The following is a 17096-nucleotide window of genomic DNA, read 5'->3' as shown; positions in this document are numbered from 1 at the left end:
GGAGGGTGACGGCAGCGCGGCCTCAGGACTGGGCCGCGGATCTCAGGACTGGCTCGCCGGGACCTTGTTGACGGTGCAGACGAACCACCTGACGATCCCGGTGTCCACGGCGTCGCCGGCCACCATGGCCGCCGTGACCTCGTCGAGCGCGTCGAGCACGCCGTCGTCGTCGAGGTCACCGGACGCCAGCGCGGCCGCGTAGCCGTGGGGCAGGGACATCGCGTGGACCTCCCAGCGGCCGCCGTTGTAGTCGCGGTAGCCCGGCGCGCTCTCGGCCACACTGCGCTGGGCATCGCCGAAGCTGTAGATCGCGTCGTAGCTGTGCGCCGGGGCCCCGGTGCCGGAGAGGTCGGTCGGAGTGGCCGCGGTGCGGTAGAGGACGTGGTCGACGTAGAACGCGGGGCCGCTCACGCCTGCGGACGCCGGGCCGGCCAGGCCGACCAGGGCAGTCCCGACAGTGCCTGCGGCGACGGCGCTCGCAGACATGATTCGCTTGACGTGCATGGGATTTCACCTCCGTAGGGTCAGCCGGGCGGCCGACTCCTCGATTCAACGGCGGTGGGTCCCCGGACTCCATGATCGAGCCGTTACCCCCTCCTTACGAGGTGGTGACAGGTGCGGAGAGGCCATCCCCACGGCGTCGGCTCGACGGCGCCCAGACCTATCCTGAAGGCGTGCCCCGGGTGCTCGTGATCGACGACGACTCGACGGTCGCCGAGGTCGTGGCCGCCTACCTCGAGCGTGCCGGGATGGATGTCGACGTCGCGGGTGATGGACCCGCCGGCCTCGGCCTGGCCCGCGACCACCGCCCGGACGTCGTCCTCCTCGACCTCATGCTCCCGGGCCCGGACGGGCTCGAGGTGTGTCGGCAGCTGCGGCTCCTTCGTCCCGGGCTGCCCGTCATCATGGTCACCGCTCGCGGCGAGGAGCCCGACCGGGTCCTCGGCCTGCAGATCGGCGCCGACGACTACGTCACCAAACCCTTCAGCCCCCGGGAGCTCGTGCTCCGGGTCCAGTCTCTGCTGCGCCGGGTCGAGCACGCCGCCGGGTTGCCGGGGAGCCGGGTCGTGGCCCCCGCCGAGGTCGTCGACGGAGATCTGGTGGTCGACCGTGCCGGGCACCGCGTGCGCCTCGCAGGGCGCGAGCTGACCCTCACCACAAGGGAGTTCGACCTCCTCAGCTGGCTCGTCTCGCACCCGGGGCAGGTCTTCACGCGCGCCGAGCTGATGTCGGCGGTGTGGGGCTGGGAGTTCGGCGACGAGTCGACCGTGACCGTCCACGTGCGGCGGGTCCGCGAGAAGGTCGAGGCCGACCCGGCTCGGCCCCGTCGACTCGTCACCGTCTTCGGCGTCGGCTACCGGTGGGACGCAGGGGCCGGCGATGACGGCTGAGCTGCAGTCCCTCGCCCTGTCCGCGGGAGTCGCGACGCTGGTCGGTGGGCTCGGAGCCGTCCTGGTCCTGCTCCTCACGCGCCGCCCGTCGGTGCGGGCCGTTGCCGCCGCGGCCCTCGCTGCGCCCCTCGTCGTGGTGCTCGCCGTCGCGGCGGGGATCTATGCGAGCGCCCGGGCCATGCTCCTGTCCGAGCATGACTCGCAGCTCGTGCTGCTCGGTCTCCTCGCTGCCTTTCCGGTGGCCCTGGTGACCGGCTGGATCATCGCGCGGCACGTGCAGCGCCTCGGCCGGACCCTGGCCGAGGCGGAGTCGGCCCGCAGGCGCGAGCACGAGGTCGAGGAGCGCCGACGGGAGCTGGTGGCCTGGCTGTCGCACGACCTGCGCACCCCCCTGGCCGGGATGGGCGCGCTGGCCGAGGCGATCGAGGACGGGGTCGCGGGTGACCCGCCCGAGGCGTTCGCCCGGCTGCGGCGGGAGGTCGGGCGGATGAGCGGGATGGTCGACGACCTGCTCGACCTGTCCCGGATCCACGCGGGCGACGTGGCGCGGCACCGCCAGGCCGTCAGCCTCAGCGACCTCGTCTCGGACGTGGTCGCCTCGGCGCAACCGGTCGCCCGGGCCGGGGGTGTCGAGCTGACCGGGACCGCGCAGGGCCCGGTCGTCGCGTCGGTCGATGCGCGGGAGCTGACGCGCGTCGTCGCCAACCTCGTCTCGAACGCGATCCGGCACACCGCCGAGGGAGGGGCCGTGACCGTCACCGTGAGCGAGTCCGCGGGCCACCCGGCGATCGCCGTGCAGGACGGCTGCGGGGGGATCGGGGAGGAGGTGCTGCCGCGGCTCTTCGAGCCGGCCTTCCGGGGGAGCGTCGCGCGCACCCCGGGCGGATCCGAGGGCGCCGGCCTGGGGCTCGCGATCGTGAGGGGCATCGTCGAGGCGCACGGCGGCACGGTGTCGGTGCGCAACGTCGGGGCCGGGTGCCGTTTCGAGGTCGCCCTTCCGGGTGGCTGAGCAGTGGGCCCGCTGACCGGTGATCCTGAGGGGCGCAGCTCTGGCCACGTCGTGGCCGGGGACGCCTGACGTTGCCCTTTCCCGGTGATGGGTACCTCATGGGAGATGAGCACTCCAACCGAACAGCTCGGCCCTGCCCTCGACGTCGACGCTCGGCTCACCGAGATCGAGCGCAGTCTCGACCTCCTGCTCAACCTCACGCCCGTCAACGCGGCGGAGGCATGGACCGACTTCGAACGCAGTGACTTCGGCGCGGCCCCGACGCTGCGGCTCAGGCCGTTGGAGTTCGATCTGGACCTCGTCCGGCGCGACCTCTACAACCTGCCCATCGAGGACGTGAGCGATCCGGCTCTGCACACCCTCCTGCGGGCGAAGCGGGACGAGATCGCGAGGATGGCCACGGCCCTGGAGGACCGGGACACGTCACGGTTCGTCTACGGGTCGCTGCAGCTCTACGGAGGCGTCGCGCCGACGCTGGCCCGCGCCGCCGAGGAGCTGCTCCGGACCATCCCACCGCTCGCCCCGAGCACGCAGAGCGTCACGGCCGGCGCATTCGCGGAAGCGGCCCAGGCGGAGTTCGAGCGGTACCGCGCCGTGCATCCGGAGTTTCCCACGGCCATGGACGTGCGCGACGACGTCGGTGAGCTCATGGTGTCCTTCGGCAGGTTGCTCATCCCCGAGTCGGCGGCCTTCAGGTCGGACCGGGTCGAGCCGCTGCTGCATCACGAGATCGGCACCCACGTCGTCACCTACCAGAACGGCGCCAGGCAGCCCTTCAAGCTGTTGACGATCGGGCTGCCCGGTTACGACGAGACCCAGGAGGGCCTGGCCGTCCTCGCGGAGTACCTCACGGGCGGGCTGGACCCTCGACGTCTCCGGGTGCTCGCGGGACGCGTCGTCGCCGTGGAGAAGATGCTCGATGGCGCCGACTTCCTCGACATCTTCGAGTCCCTGAGGGCGGACCACCAGATCCCGACGAGGACCGCGTGGTCGATCGCCATCCGCGTCGTCGTCGGCGGAGGGAACGTCAAGGACGCCATCTACCTGCGTGGCATCTCCCGCATTCTCGAGATGCTCGCCGAGGGCGGCAGCCTCGAGCCCCTCTTCGTCGGCAAGCTGGCGCTGGACCACATCCCGCTGGTCCAGGAGCTGCTCGAGCGTGGGGTGCTCCACCCGCCGTGGGTGCGCCCGCGGTGGCTCGAGGTGCCGGGCGCCGAGGAGCGACTGGACAAGCTGCGCGCGGGCGCGACGGTCATGGACCTGTACGAGGGAGAGGAAGCGGCATGAGGATTGCGTTCTTTGTCAAGGAGGTTGCCACCGAGGTGGACGAGTACGCGACGACCCGGCTGGCGAGGGCCGCGTGCCGCGGGGGCCACGAGGTCTGGTACATCGGGGTCGGCGACGTCGAGCTCGGCGAGAGTGACGGGCAGCTGGTGGGGCGCGCCCGTCGGGCGGAGTTCGGGGAGGACGACACGCTCGCGAGCTTCATGGAGGGCATCAAGGAGGCCGAGCCCGAGCGGATCGTGCTGGACGACCTCGACGCGCTCTTCCTGCGCAACGAGTCGATCGACGACCTGCAGGAGCGTCCGTGGGCGAGCCCGCTCGGCGCCGTCTTCGGCCAGATGCTCAAGGCTCGCGGTGTGACCGTCGTCAACGACCCCATGTCGATCATCCGGGCCACGAGCAAGCTCTACCTCGAGGAGTTCCCCGAGAAGATCCGCCCCCGGTCACTGGTGACGCGGGACCCGAAGGCGATCGAGGAATTCGTCGCCAGGGTCGGCCACTCCGTCGTCAAGCCGCTCTACGGGGGCAAGGGCCGCAACGTGTTCATGATCGAGGACGAGGACGAGACGAACCTCGCCCAGATGACGGAGGCCGTGCTCCAGGACGGCTACGCGATCGTCCAGGAGTTCGTCGACGGGGGCGAGAACGGCGACGTCCGGATCTTCGTGCTCGACGGCCAGATCCTCGAGCACGAGGGGAAGCCCGCGGCCTTCCGGCGGGTGCCCACGGGCAACGACCCCCGGGCGAACATCAGCGTGGGCGGGCGCTCGGTGCCCATCGAGGACGGGGACCCTGAGCTGGGTGTCGTCGAGGCGATGACCGACAAGCTGGTGGCCGACGGGATGTTCTTCGTCGGGATCGACGTCATCGGCGACAAGGTCGTCGAGATCAACGCGGAGAGCCCGGGCGGGATGCAGAGCATCGAGCGGCTCTACGACATGGACGTCTGCCCGGTCGTCATCGAGGCACTGGAGCGCCGCGTCGCCGCGAAGCCCTGAGCAGGCGGGCGGCCGGCGACTCCGGGGTGGGTGGCGGCCGGGGAGGTCGTCACCACCCGGCGAGACGACGAACCGTCTGCACGGTGTCGATCTCGGTGACGGGCTTGTCGTCCCGGTAGCGCAGCACCCGGGCGAACCGCAGCGCCATGCCTCCCGGGTAGCGGCTCGACCGCTGCACACCGTCAAATGCCACCTCGACGACCTGCTCCGGTCGGAGCCGGACGACCCACTCGCCCGAGTCCGGGTCGTCGACGGCGAGGTCGCGGAAGCGCTCGGTCTGCCACCGCAGCATCTCGTCGGTCATGCCCTTGAAGGTCTTGCCGAGCATCACGAGGTGGCCGGTCTCCTCGTCGCGGGCGGCGAGGTGGATGTTGGAGAGCCAGCCGCGGCGCCGGCCGCTGCCCCACTCGACGGCGAGGACGACGAGGTCGAGGGTGTGCCGCGGCTTGACCTTGACCCAACCGGGCCCGCGGCGGCCGGCGGCGTAGGGCACGGAGGGGTCCTTGACGACGACCCCCTCGTGCCCGGACCGGACGATGTCGTCGAAGAAGGCCTGGGCCTCGTCGGCCTCGCCGGTCAGGACCCGGGGCGGGAGCCAGGCACCCGGGACGGTCCGTGCGAGGCGCCCCCAGCGCTCGGCGGCCGGCAGGTCGAGCAGGTCCTCCCCGTCGACGTGCAGCAGGTCGAAGAAGAACGGGGTGAGCGGCACCTCGGTGCGCAGCCGATCCGGGTCGGCACTGCTCGCCGTGCGGGCGCCGGTGACCTGGAAGGGCTCCGGGCGCCCGTCCGCGCGTAGCGCGATGACCTCACCGTCGAGCACGGCGGTCGTGACGTCGAGGCCCGCGAGCGACTCGACGATCTCGGGCATCCGGTCCGTGACGTCCTCGAGGGTGCGGGTGAAGAGGCGCACGTCCGCCTCGCCGGCCCGCCGGTCGACGTGGGCCTGGAGCCGGATGCCGTCGAGCTTCGTCTCGACGAGCGCCTCGGCGCCGAGGCCCGCGAGCGCAGAGCTGACGTCGGGCGCGGACCCGGCGAGCATCGGTCGGAGCGGGCGCCCCACCTCGAGGGTCAGCGCGTCGAGCGCCGCCGCGCCGCCGTCCAGCGCCGCCCGGGCCACCGGCCCCGCGTGCCCGGCCAGCATGACCGCGCGGCGCACCGCGGCGTCGGGGACGTCGGCCGCCTTGGCGATGGCCTGCAGCATGACGCCGTCGGCTGCCCCCTGGCGGGTCTCGCCGGTGATCAGCCCGCGCAGCCACTGCTGCTCGTCGGCGGTGGCCCGCTCGAAGAGGGACCGGACGAGCGTCGAGCGCCGAGCCGCCGAGCCGGGCCCACCGACCGCAGCCAGCTCAGTCGCCGCAGCGTCGACGTCGAGGACGCTGAGACTCGAGGTGGCCGCCGGCTCGGGCAGCGACCGCAGGCCACGCCAGCTCACTCCGAGGCGACGCTGGGGGAGGACACCGGCAAGGTGGGCGGCGACGACCTCCACGGTCTCGGGCCCCTCGGCGGCAGCCCGGCCGAGGCAGGCGGCGAGCGCCTCGACCTTGGCCGTCCGGGACGAGGTGGTCGCGACGGCGCGGGAGGTGTCGACGACGTCGGAGAGCGGCAGTGGCATGGCTCGATCCTGCCGGTTCGGTGTGACATGGGCCACCACCCGCGGCCGGTAGCGGGCCCTTGACGGCGCCCCGGGCCCGGGGCCAAGGTAAGCAAGCGCTTAGTCGTGCAGCCCAGTCCCGTCCCGCAGGAGTGCCATGCCAGACCGCGAGACCCCGAGCCGCGGGGTTCACGAGGTGCGCCCGCCGCGGACCGCCGTCGTGACCGGCGCGGCCCGAGGCATCGGCCGGGCCATCGCCGCCCGCCTCGCGGTCGAGGGGGTCCGGGTCGTGGTCAACGACGTCGACGCCGACGCGCTGGAGCAGACCGCCGCCGAGATCGGTGCCCGCCCGGTGGCCGGGGACGCCGCATCGACGGTGGGGGTGGACCGCCTCGTCGACCGCGCGCTGGACGAGTTCCGCGACCTGGGAGGCATCGACCTCTTCGTCGCCAACGCCGGCATCACGTCCGGCGCGGGTCTCGACGCGGACGACGACGACTGGGCCCGGCTCCTCGAGGTCAACCTGCTCTCCCAGGTGCGGGCCGCCCGCCGCCTCGTGCCGCTGTGGCTGGAGTCGGGCGCGGGTCGGCTCGTGCTCACGGCGTCCGCGGCCGGACTGCTGACCATGCTCGGGGACCTGCCGTACTCCGTGAGCAAGCACGGCTCGGTCGCCCTCGCGGAGTGGCTCGCGGCGACCTACCGGCATCGAGGGATCGTCGTCCAGGCCGTCTGCCCGCTCGGGGTCGACACCCGCATCCTCGGTGCGGCCGGGCCGCTCAAGGACCTCCTCACCCGGGACGGCACACTGTCACCGGAGGAGGTCGCCGAGTCGGTCTGGCAGGCGCTCCAGGGCGACTCCGTCCACATCCTCCCGCACCCGAGCGTGCGCCAGTACTACGCCGGCCGCGCCGCCGACCCCGACGCGTGGCTCGGCGGGATGAGCAGGATCCAGCAACGACTCGAGAGGGAACAACCATGACCGACCAGCCCGACCAGACCCAGAGCGCGCCGCAGCGCACCGCGATCGTCACCGGTGCCGCCCGTGGCATCGGAGCCGCCGTGGCCAGGCGCCTGGCGAGCGACGGCTTCGCGGTCGCCGTCCTCGACCTCGACGAGAGTGCTTGTGCGGCGGTCGTCTCCGAGATCGAAGCCGCCGGGGGTCGTGGGCTCGCGGTCGGCGTGGACGTCTCCGACGAGGCCGGCGTGCAGGCGGCGGTGGACCGTGTCGCGGCAGACCTCGGAGCCCCGACCGTGCTCGTCAACAACGCGGGCATCATCCGCGACAACATGCTCTTCAAGATGTCGGTGGCCGACTGGGATGCCGTGATGGGCGTGCACCTGCGCGGCTCCTTCCTCATGGCGCGGGCGTGCCAGAAGCACATGGTCGACGCGACCTGGGGACGCATCGTCAACCTGTCCTCGACCTCCGCTCTCGGCAACCGCGGGCAGGCCAACTACTCCGCGGCCAAGGCGGGCCTGCAGGGCTTCACCAAGACGCTCGCCATCGAGCTGGGCCGGTTCGGGGTGACCGCCAACGCCATCGCCCCCGGCTTCATCCAGACGGACATGACGCGGGCCACCGCGGAGCGGATGGGCATCACCTTCGAGCAGTTCCTCGAGGGAGCCGCCAAGGAGATCCCCGTCGGGCGGGTCGGCCAGCCCGAGGACATCGCTGCGACGGCCGCCTTCCTCGTCAGCGAGGACGCCGGCTTCGTGTCCGGCCAGGTCATCTACGTCGCCGGCGGGCCGAAGGACTGACGTGAGGGTCTTCACCGGGATCGCGGACCTCCGCTCCGCCGTGGGCGAGCAGCTCGGCCACAGCGAGTGGCACGAGATCACCCAGGAGCAGGTCGACACCTTCGCCGAGGCGACCGGCGACCACCAGTGGATCCACGTGGACCCGGCCAAGGCGGCCGACGGCCCCTTCGGCGGGACGATCGCGCACGGCTACCTCACGCTCTCACTCCTTCCGGTCCTCGCCGCGGAGGTCTTCACGGTCGAGGGCGTCTCGATGGGCCTGAACTACGGAGCCAACAAGGTCCGCTTCCCGACACCCGTCCCGGTGGGCAGCCGGGTCCGCGCGTCGGCGCAGCTGGTCGAGCTGTCCGACTCCGCGGCAGGCGCGCAGGCGGTCGTGCGCATGACGGTCGAGATCGAGGGCGGCAGCAAGCCGGCGTGCGTCGCCGACGTCGTCTGGGTCTACGTGCCATGACCCAGCCACCCGAGCAGGGCGACGTGACGGCGGGAGCGAGCCCAGCGGCATACGACACGCCTGATCCGCCCGGGCTCCCGCTCGGCGCGCTCGCGGACTTCCTCGAGCGGGAGGCTCCCGGCCTGCTCACCCCGCCGCTCACCGCCCGGCTCATCGCCGGGGGCAAGTCGAACCTCACGTATGCCGTCGGCGACGGCCGGCGGACCGTCATCGTGCGTCGCCCACCACTCGGGCACGTGCTCGCCACGGCGCACGACATGGTCCGGGAGCACCGCGTCATCACGGCGCTGCGCGAGACCCGGGTCCCGGTCCCGGAGACCTACGCGGTCTGCGCCGACGAGAGCGTCGTCGGGGCGCCGTTCTACGTCATGGAGCTCGCCCCGGGGACGCCCTACCGGCTCGCAGCCGAGCTGGAGCCGCTCGGCCCCGAGCGGACGCGCGCCATCAGCGAGCGGATGGTCGACACCCTCGTCGCCCTCCACGACGTCGACCCGGACGCCGTCGGCCTCGCCGACTTCGGACGGCCGCAGGGCTTCCTCGAGCGGCAGGTCCGCCGGTGGAAGCAGCAGCTCGACGGGTCCCGCAGCCGTGCGGTGGCGGGGATCGACGAGCTGCACGGGTGGCTCGCGGCCAACGTGCCCCCCGAGTCCCCGCCCGCGATCGTCCACGGCGACTTCCGGCTCGACAACCTCCTCGTCGACGACAAGGACCGAGTGGTTGCCGTCCTCGACTGGGAGATGGCGACGCTCGGCGACCCGCTGACCGACGTGGGCCTGCTGCAGGTCTACCAGGCCCTCTCCGGGATGGGCGGCGGCGCCGGCGTCTCCGACGTCGCCCTGGCACCGGGGTGGCTCGCGCCCGACGAGATCCTCGAGCGGTATGCCGCTGGGTCGGGTCGCGACCTCAGCCACCTCTCGTTCCACCTGGGGCTCGCGTACTTCAAGCTCGCCGTGATCCTCGAGGGGATCCACTACCGCTACACGCAGGGCCAGACGGTCGGGGAGGGTTTCGCCTCGATCGGCACGGCCGTCGAGCCGCTCGTGGCCGCCGGCCTCGCATCAGTCAAGGAGCAGTGAGGAACCCATGGACTTCGCGTTGTCACCGAAGGCCGAGCAGCTGTCCCAGTCGATGTGGGACTTCATGCGCGAGGAGGTGCTCCCCGCCGAGGGGGAGTACTACCGGCACCTCGCCGAGCACGGGCAGTACGACCTGCCGCCCGTCGTCGAGAAGCTCAAGGCCTCGGCCCGCCGTCGCGGCCTGTGGAACCTCTTCCTGCCCGCCGAGTCGGGCCTGACCAACGTCGAGTACGCCGCGATCGCGGAGATCTCCGGGTGGTCGCCCGTCATCGCGCCGGAGGCGATCAACTGCCAGGCGCCGGACACGGGCAACATGGAGGTGCTGCACATGTTCGGCACCGACGAGCAGAAGCAGCGGTGGCTCGAGCCGCTGCTCGCCGGGGAGATCCGCTCGGCGTTCTCGATGACCGAGCCCGACGTCGCGTCCTCAGACGCCACCAACATCACCACCCTGATCCGGCGCGAGGGCGACGATTACGTCATCAACGGCCGCAAGTGGTGGAGCAGCGGCGCGATGGACGAGCGCTGCCAGGTCTTCATCGTCATGGGCAAGACCGACCCGGCCGCCGACACCCACCGCCAGCAGTCGATGGTCCTCGTCCCCCGCGACACGCCGGGGCTGACGATCGAGCGCGACCTGTCGATCTTCGGCTACCACGACCAGCACGGGCACGCCGAGATCGTCTTCCGCGACGTGCGGGTGCCGGTGTCCAACCTCATCGCGGGCGAGGGCGACGGGTTCATGATCGCCCAGGCCCGCCTCGGCCCCGGCCGGATCCACCACGCGATGCGGGCCATCGGCATGGCCGAGCGGGCCCTCGCGCTGATGGTCGACCGGGCGAAGTCGCGGGTCGCGTTCGGCGAGCACCTCTCGAGCATGGGCGTCGTCCAGGAGCTCATCGCCGACTCGCGGATGGAGATCGACCAGGCCCGGCTCTACGTCTACAAGACCGCCTGGCTCATCGACAAGTTCGGTGCCAAGGGCGCGCGCACCGAGATCGCGGCCATCAAGGTCGCGGCGCCGGCCATGGCCACGAAGGTGATCGACCGGGCCATCGAGGTGTTCGGAGGTGCCGGTGTCTCGGGCGACACCCCGCTCGCCTACTTCTATGCGTGGGCCCGCGTGCTGAGGATCGTCGACGGGCCCGACGCCGTGCACCGGCGCACCATCGCCCGCCAGGAGCTCAAGCGACGCCCCCCGCACGTCGGCTGAGACCGCAGGGACTCTGAGCGCTGGACCGTCCTAGGCTGGCGCCATGCCCGCCTCCTCCACCCGTCATGCCGACCGCACCTGGCTCGTCGCCCTGGCCGCGAGCCTGTGGGGCCTCTCGGCGATCTGGCGCGACCCCCTGGCCAAGCAGTACCCGTCGGTGGCGATCGTCTTCTGGGAGCACGTCTTCCTCGTCGTGCTCCTGTCGCCCTGGCTCGTCGACGCGGTCCGTGCGGTGGCTCGGGCCAGCCGGCGCACCCAGGTCAGCGTGCTCGTCATCGGCGCCGGGTCGTCGGCCCTGGCGACGACCCTGTTCACCTCGGCGTTCCGGCTCGGCGACCCGATCACCCCGCAGGTCCTGCAGAAGCTCCAGCCACTCATCGCCCTCCTCCTCGCAGCGGTCCTGCTCGGCGAACGACTGCGCGGGTCGTTCGCGTTCTTCGCCGTCCCGGCAGTCGCGGGCGCGTGGCTGCTCAGCTTCCCCGAGCCCTTCGCCGTCACCGTCACCAGCCTGTATGCCGCTGGGCTCGCTCTCGGGGCAGCGGCCCTGTGGGCGGCCGGAACCGTCCTCGGACGGGCCGCCAGCGCGGAGCTGAGCTTCCGTCAGCTCACGACCCTCCGCTTCGGGGTGGGTCTCGTCGCCCTGGCCGTGATCTCGCTCGTGACCGGGACCTCCATCCGCATCGACACCGGGTCGGTGGGCAGCATCCTCGTCCTCGCGCTCGTCCCCGGGCTGATCGCCCTGCTCCTCTACTACCGCGGACTGCGCAACACCCCGGCCTCCCGGGCGACGCTGGCTGAGCTCGCCTTCCCGATCACGGCGGCGGTCGTCGGCGTCACCGTGCTCGACAGGACGCTCTCCTCGAGCCAGTGGGTGGGTTTCGCGATCGTGCTCGCCGCGGTCGTCGGCCTCGCCCTGCACGAGCGGCGGAGCGAGCGGCCGGCCGTGGCGGTCCCCGACCGCGCCGACGAGGCGATCGGCACGAGGGGCTGACGGATGTTCTTCGAGGACTTCAGCGTCGGGCAGACGTTCACCAGCCAGGGCCGCACCATCACCGAGACCGATGTCGTCCTCTTCGCCGGGTGGAGCTGGGACACCAACCCACCCCACACGGACGCCGAGTCGATGAGGGACAGCCGCTTCGGCGAGCGGATCGCGCACGGGATGCTCGGACTGTCGGTCGCGATGGGCCTCGCCTCGCGCCTCGGGATCTTCGAGGACAGCTCGATCGCCCTTCTCGGCATCGACGGCTGGACCTTCCACGCGCCGATCCGGATCGGCGACACGGTCCACGTCACCGTCGAGATCACGGGCGCTCGGCGGACGACGGCCGGGGACGCCGGAATCCTCTCGCGGCGCTTCACCCTGACCAACCAGGACGGCGTCGTCGTCCAGTCCGGCGACATCGGCCTGATGGTGCGCACCCGCCCCAGCGACTGACCCCCCCGTCGAGTGGGCAGCTCCTGCCGCCGGACCAGGCGCAGGACCGGCACACTCGACGGGGGCCGGCCCCGCCAGGAGGCCGCTGGTGTGCGCGAGCCAGCCGAGCGGCATACGGCCGCCTGTGAGTCGCCAGCAGGCAGAGCTCCGGACGACCATTGCTGCGCTGAGCGGATGCCGGTCACCCGAGGCCCCGTGCGCACCCGGGGACGGTCACGGCCCGGGCCAGGTGAGACCTGTGGACGGGCGGTCGATCAGGGGCCGAGGCCCGGCTTCAGGAAAACTTCATCGAATCCTGATGGTTTCGCTGCCCGGCGCCCTACAGGGTGGGTCGTTCCAGCCGTCTGTCCGAGGAGATCCATGTCCCTCCTGCGTCGTGTCCTTCGCCCCGTGGCGGCCGTCAGCCTCGCCCTCGCCCTCGCCGGCTGCAGCTCCGCCGAGCCCGAGGGGCGCTCCGGCGACATCATGTTCGCGCAGATGATGATCCCCCACCACGAGCAGGCCGTCGAGATGGCCGACCTCGCCCTCGACAAGGACGGCGTCTCCGCGGAGGTCACGGAGCTGGCCACCGACATCAAGGCAGCCCAGGGCCCCGAGATCACGACGATGTCCGGCTGGCTCACCGAGTGGGACGCCAAGGCGACGCCGTCCGACGACATGGGCCACGGTGACGGCCACGGCACCGGGATGATGAGCGACGACGACATGGGTGCGCTGCGCACTGCGGAAGGTCCGGAGTTCGACACGAAATGGCTGACCATGATGATCGAGCACCACGAGGGTGCCGTCGAGATGGCCAAGGACGTGCTCGAGACGACCAGGAACCCCGAGGTCAAGGCGCTCGCCGAGGCTGTCGTCAAGGGCCAGGAGGCCGAGATCTCGACGATGCGCGGGCTGCTGGACTGACCGGAGGGGTCGCGTTCGCGCCGGTCCACGGGCGAGGATCGGACCATGGCGGCTGAGCGCACGATCGGGATCGTCGGTGGCGGCATCGTCGGCCTGGCGATCGGCCGCGAGCTGACGCGGCAGCGACCCGGCGTTCGCGTCGTCGTGCTCGAGAAGGAGACCCGGCTGGCGAGCCACCAGACGGGCCACAACTCCGGGGTCGTGCATGCCGGGATCTACTACCAGCCCGGCAGCCTCAAGGCGCAGCTGTGCACCCGCGGCCGCGACCTGCTCCGCGACTACTGCAGCGAGCGGGGGATCGTCTACGACGAGTGCGGCAAGCTCGTCGTCGCCGTCGACCCGTCCGAGCTCGGTCGGCTCGACGCCCTCGAGCGGACCGCCCGGCACAACCAGGTGCCCGGCCTGGCGCGCCTCTCGGCCGGGGCCATCCGGGACATCGAGCCGCATGCCGTCGGTCTCGCGGCCCTGCACTCGCCGAAGACCGCCATCACGGACTTCGTCGCCGTCGCCGAGGCCATGGCCCAGGACATCCGCGACAGCGGCGGCGAGATCCGCCTCGGCACGACGGTCACGGGGGTCGAGCGCCGCGCCGGCGACATCGACGTCGTCTCCGGCCCGGTGAGGCATCGCGTCGACCACCTCGTCATCTGCGCCGGCCTCCACGCCGACCGTCTGTCCTCGCTCGTCGACGGCTCGAGTGGCCCGCGCATCGTCCCGTTCCGCGGCGAGTACCTCAGCGTGACCGCGGCCAAGCGCGACCTCGTGCGGGGGATGGTCTATCCCGTGCCCGACCCGCGCTACCCGTTCCTCGGAGTGCACTTCACCCGGCGCGTCACCGGGGCGCTCGACGTCGGACCGAACGCCGTGCTCAGCCTCAGCCGGGAGGGCTACCGCCGGAGCGACGTGAGCCTCGCCGACCTGCGCGACATCGTGACGTGGCCCGGGTTCTGGCACCTGGCACGAGCCCACTGGCGCACGGGGGTCAGGGAGGTGGTGGGGTCGCTCTCCACCCGCGCCTCCATGCGCCTGGCGTCGCGCTATGTCCCGGAGATCGGACCGGCCGACGTCGTCCGCAACGACATGGGGGTGCGCGCCCAGGCGGTCGAGCGTGACGGCACCCTCGTCGACGACTTCCGGATCACCCACTCCGCCGGGATGACGAGCGTCCGCAACGCTCCCTCGCCGGCCGCGACGTCGAGCCTCGCGATCGCGGAGCACGTCGTGACCGGGATGGCCCGGCGCCCCTGAGGACAGGGGAGGTCAGCCGGCCGCGCACCGCGGGAGCGGCGACCGCCTGACCGGGCCCAGCGGCATCCGGCCGGGGTGTTGGGTGGCTACCGCTCGAACGCCTCGGTGTAGGCGGCAGCCATCTCCGGTGACCACTCCGCCGAGAAGCCGCAGGCGTTCACCGTGCCGCCCGTCGCCGTGATGAGGTAGCGCTTGCCCTCCTCGAACGCGATGCCGCCCTCGAGCGCGACGGTGTCGCCGAGCGTGGCGAGCCGGACGAGGTCGGAGCCGTCGCCGCCCTTGTACCAGTGGTCCGGACGCAGGGTGACCGACCTCGCTCCGACAGCGGTCGCCGTGCCCGAGAAGGCGACCTCCATCGGACGCAGGACGTCGACCGAGAAGGCGAGGCACATCGCCATCGGGTCGTTCGCCGGCAGGCTGAGCGTCATCACCTGCGAGGGCTGGGCAGCGGGAGGAGCAGAACCGTCACCGGCGCGGTCGAGGGAGAGGCCGACCGCGGCGACGGCGACGAGTGCAGCGGCCGCTGCCGCGAGGAGCCACCGGGCGCGCCGGGCTGGTCGGTCGAGCGCCTCGGGTGCGGGGCGGCGCTCGGTCAGCTGTCCGTCTGTCATGGTGGCCTCCGCCATCTCGTCAACCCACAGATCGGGCGCGTCGGTGCCGGCGGCCGGGTCCGCGGCGCGGAGCCGGGCCCGGAGCTCGTCGTCGCTCACCGTGGCCTCCTCTCTTCGTCAGGTATCTGTCCGGCGGGGCCCGCGCTCTTTCCCAGCTCGCGCGCCAGCTGCTTCTTCGCCCTGTGCAGCCGGATGCTGACCGCATTGGGGCTGAGGCCCATCACCGCAGCGATCTCCTTGGGCGCCAAGCCCTCCCAGGCCCAGAGGAGCACGACCTCCCGGTCGGTCTCACGCAGGCGGGCCAGCGCGGCGTGGACCTGCGCGTCCTCGCTGCCGTCGCCGGGCAGGCGGGGGACCGCGACCTCGTCCGCGCCGGGTGCGTGGTCGGGGCGGCCCCGGGTGAGCCGATCGACGAGGCGCCGCTGCCGCTGGGCCGAGCGATGCGCGTTGGCAACGCAGCCCCGCGCCACGGCGTAGGTCCAGGGCAGCGGGTCGTCGGTGGGCACGTCGTCCAGACGACGCCACAGCACGAGGAAGACGTCCGACACGATGTCGTCGACCGAAGCGGGGTCGGCGCGGCGGGCGACATAGCGGCGGACGGGGACGCCCACCTGCCGCGCCAGCGCGGTGAAGCGCGCCGCCGCGTCGGTCTCGGACATGGTTTCCACACTCCCATCTGTCCGGCTCGGACGGGATTCTTTCCACCGGACGCCGACGGCGGCAGGAGCTGCGGCCTCGACGCGGACACGCACGGCTGACACACGCGCGCCCCGGGGACGGGAGCGTGAGAGTCTGTGCGCGTGATCACCTCGCGCGCCAGCGGCGTCCAGCTGCACATCACGTCACTGCCGGACGGACGGCTGGGCCCGTCCGCGCGTGCCTTCGTCGACTGGCTCGCCGCGGCAGGACAGTCCGTGTGGCAGGTGCTGCCGGTCTCCGTCCCCGACGAGCACGGGTCTCCCTACAAGTCGCCGTCCGCGTTCGCCGTCTCGCCCGCGCTCCTCGAGCACCCCGACGCTCCGGTGAGCGCGGAGGAGCTGGCCGCCTTCACCGAGCGCGAGTCCTACTGGGTCGACTCATGGACCGACTTCGGCGGGGACCTGGCCGACCAGGTGCGGCTCGCCCGCGAGTGGGCCGAGCTGCGGGCCTACGCCGCGAGGCAAGGAGTGAAGATCCTCGGCGACGTCCCCATCTACGTCGCGCCCGACGGCGCCGACACGCACGCCTGGCCCCACCTGTTCCGCAGCGACGCGGTCGCCGGCTGCCCACCCGACGCCTACGCCGCCACCGGACAGCTCTGGGGCAACCCGCTCTATCGCTGGGACGTCATGGCCGACGAGGGATTTCGCTGGTGGGTCGAACGGCTGCGCCGCACCTTCGAGCTGTTCGACTACGTCCGACTGGACCACTTCCGTGGGTTCGCCGGCTACTGGGCCATCCCGGCCGACGCCGACACGGCGATGAGCGGCCGGTGGGAGCCGGGGCCGGGCCGCGCCCTCTTCGAGGCCGTCCGGGCCGAGCTCGGCGACCTGCCCATGCTCGCCGAGGACCTCGGCGACATCGACGCCCCCGTCCACGAGCTGCGACGGGACCTGGGGCTGCCCGGTATGGCAGTCCTGCAGTTCGGCTTCACCCCATGGGATGCGCACAACCTCCACCACCCGAGCCGCCTGCGCAGCGACCAGGTGGTCTACACCGGCACCCACGACAACGACACCGTGCTCGGCTGGTGGTCCGGTCAGCCCGACGACGTCCGCGACATGGTGCGAGCGGCCTGCCGAGACAACGGCGTTCACGCCAACGTGGACCACGAGCCGTCCTGGGCGCTGATCGAGCTGGCCCTCGCCATGCCCGGCGAGCTCGCCATGATGCAGGCCCAGGACGTGCTGGCCCTCGGCTCCGACGCTCGGATGAACACCCCCGGCGTCGAGGGCGGCTGGAAGTGGCGGATGGAACCCGGGTGGTTGACCTCCGAGCACGCGGTGCGGTTGCGCGCCCTCACCGAGGCGGCCGGCCGAGCACGGTAGGAGCGTGGGGCCCTTCCGTCGGGGAGTGAGCTCAGCGGCATACGGCCGATGGCGTATGCCGCTGAGCTGAGTCGTGCCCACAGGGCGGCCGC

The 17096-nt window shown here is 72.2% G+C and carries 18 protein-coding genes; 14 read left to right on the top strand and 4 right to left on the bottom strand.

Going from position 1 to position 17096, the window contains the following annotated elements; all coding sequences use genetic code 11:
- Positions 1-42: 42 nt before the first annotated feature.
- Complete coding sequence (locus ABWV20_RS04795; protein ID WP_353353686.1) at positions 43-504, bottom strand: hypothetical protein; 462 nt, start codon at positions 502-504, stop codon at positions 43-45.
- Between the two features lie 170 nt (positions 505-674).
- Between ABWV20_RS04795 and ABWV20_RS04790 the strand changes: the two genes are divergently transcribed.
- The 4 genes from ABWV20_RS04790 (at position 675) to ABWV20_RS04775 (ending at position 4682) form a co-directional block, all read left to right on the top strand.
- On the top strand, positions 675-1391 hold the full coding sequence (locus tag ABWV20_RS04790; protein ID WP_353353685.1) for a response regulator transcription factor: 717 nt from the start codon (positions 675-677) through the stop codon (positions 1389-1391).
- Complete coding sequence (locus ABWV20_RS04785) at positions 1381-2400, top strand: sensor histidine kinase (RefSeq protein WP_353353684.1); 1020 nt, start codon at positions 1381-1383, stop codon at positions 2398-2400. Before ABWV20_RS04790 ends, ABWV20_RS04785 begins: the two co-directional genes overlap by 11 nt.
- A 105-nt stretch (positions 2401-2505) precedes the next feature.
- On the top strand, positions 2506-3687 hold the full coding sequence (locus ABWV20_RS04780; RefSeq protein ID WP_353353683.1) for a peptidase MATCAP family protein: 1182 nt from the start codon (positions 2506-2508) through the stop codon (positions 3685-3687).
- A complete protein-coding gene (locus tag ABWV20_RS04775) occupies positions 3684-4682 on the top strand; it encodes an ATP-grasp domain-containing protein (protein ID WP_353353682.1) in 999 nt (332 codons plus the stop codon). The genes ABWV20_RS04780 and ABWV20_RS04775 overlap by 4 nt, the downstream gene beginning before the upstream one ends.
- A 49-nt stretch (positions 4683-4731) precedes the next feature.
- Here ABWV20_RS04775 and ABWV20_RS04770 read toward each other — a convergent pair whose 3' ends face one another.
- The gene (locus ABWV20_RS04770) at positions 4732-6294 is read right to left on the bottom strand and encodes an ATP-dependent DNA ligase (protein WP_353353681.1); all 1563 of its coding nucleotides are present in this window, start codon (positions 6292-6294) and stop codon (positions 4732-4734) included.
- Between the two features lie 136 nt (positions 6295-6430).
- Between ABWV20_RS04770 and ABWV20_RS04765 the strand changes: the two genes are divergently transcribed.
- From ABWV20_RS04765 to lhgD, 9 genes are all read left to right on the top strand, one after another.
- Entirely contained in the window at positions 6431-7252 is an 822-nt protein-coding gene (locus ABWV20_RS04765; protein WP_353353680.1) for an SDR family NAD(P)-dependent oxidoreductase, read from the top strand.
- Positions 7249-8031 (top strand): 3-oxoacyl-ACP reductase FabG, encoded by a 783-nt coding sequence (fabG, locus tag ABWV20_RS04760; RefSeq protein ID WP_353353679.1) that lies wholly within the window; start codon positions 7249-7251, stop codon positions 8029-8031. The genes ABWV20_RS04765 and fabG overlap by 4 nt, the downstream gene beginning before the upstream one ends.
- 1 nt (position 8032) lies before the next feature.
- Positions 8033-8485, top strand: a complete 453-nt coding sequence (locus ABWV20_RS04755) for a MaoC family dehydratase (protein WP_353353678.1) — start codon at positions 8033-8035, stop codon at positions 8483-8485.
- The gene (locus ABWV20_RS04750; protein ID WP_353353677.1) at positions 8482-9561 is read left to right on the top strand and encodes a phosphotransferase family protein; all 1080 of its coding nucleotides are present in this window, start codon (positions 8482-8484) and stop codon (positions 9559-9561) included. Before ABWV20_RS04755 ends, ABWV20_RS04750 begins: the two co-directional genes overlap by 4 nt.
- 7 nt (positions 9562-9568) lie before the next feature.
- Positions 9569-10774, top strand: a complete 1206-nt coding sequence (locus tag ABWV20_RS04745; RefSeq protein WP_353353676.1) for an acyl-CoA dehydrogenase family protein — start codon at positions 9569-9571, stop codon at positions 10772-10774.
- Positions 10775-10817: 43 nt separating this feature from the next.
- Positions 10818-11765: a DMT family transporter gene (locus ABWV20_RS04740; protein WP_353353675.1), complete on the top strand. Its 948-nt coding sequence runs from the start codon at positions 10818-10820 to the stop codon at positions 11763-11765.
- Positions 11766-11768: 3 nt separating this feature from the next.
- Complete coding sequence (locus ABWV20_RS04735; RefSeq protein ID WP_353353674.1) at positions 11769-12212, top strand: MaoC/PaaZ C-terminal domain-containing protein; 444 nt, start codon at positions 11769-11771, stop codon at positions 12210-12212.
- A gap of 360 nt (positions 12213-12572) precedes the next feature.
- Entirely contained in the window at positions 12573-13118 is a 546-nt protein-coding gene (locus ABWV20_RS04730; protein ID WP_353353673.1) for a DUF305 domain-containing protein, read from the top strand.
- Positions 13119-13163: 45 nt separating this feature from the next.
- Positions 13164-14366, top strand: coding sequence for an L-2-hydroxyglutarate dehydrogenase (lhgD, locus tag ABWV20_RS04725; protein WP_353353672.1), 1203 nt, complete (start codon positions 13164-13166; stop codon positions 14364-14366).
- An 86-nt stretch (positions 14367-14452) separates the two neighbouring features.
- Here lhgD and ABWV20_RS04720 read toward each other — a convergent pair whose 3' ends face one another.
- The gene (locus tag ABWV20_RS04720) at positions 14453-15076 is read right to left on the bottom strand and encodes a hypothetical protein (RefSeq protein ID WP_353353671.1); all 624 of its coding nucleotides are present in this window, start codon (positions 15074-15076) and stop codon (positions 14453-14455) included.
- A complete protein-coding gene (locus ABWV20_RS04715) occupies positions 15073-15636 on the bottom strand; it encodes an RNA polymerase sigma factor (RefSeq protein WP_353353670.1) in 564 nt (187 codons plus the stop codon). Before ABWV20_RS04715 ends, ABWV20_RS04720 begins: the two co-directional genes overlap by 4 nt.
- 141 nt (positions 15637-15777) lie before the next feature.
- On the opposite strand from ABWV20_RS04715, the gene ABWV20_RS04710 reads away from it, so the two are divergent.
- Complete coding sequence (locus ABWV20_RS04710; protein ID WP_353353669.1) at positions 15778-17004, top strand: 4-alpha-glucanotransferase; 1227 nt, start codon at positions 15778-15780, stop codon at positions 17002-17004.
- The last annotated feature ends 92 nt before the right edge of the window (positions 17005-17096 follow it).

The organism is Intrasporangium sp. DVR (assembly GCF_040365325.1).
Classification (GTDB): domain Bacteria; phylum Actinomycetota; class Actinomycetes; order Actinomycetales; family Dermatophilaceae; genus Intrasporangium.
The sequence above is the reverse complement of the archived record's forward strand: the minus strand, read 5'-3'. Positions and strand labels throughout refer to the sequence as shown.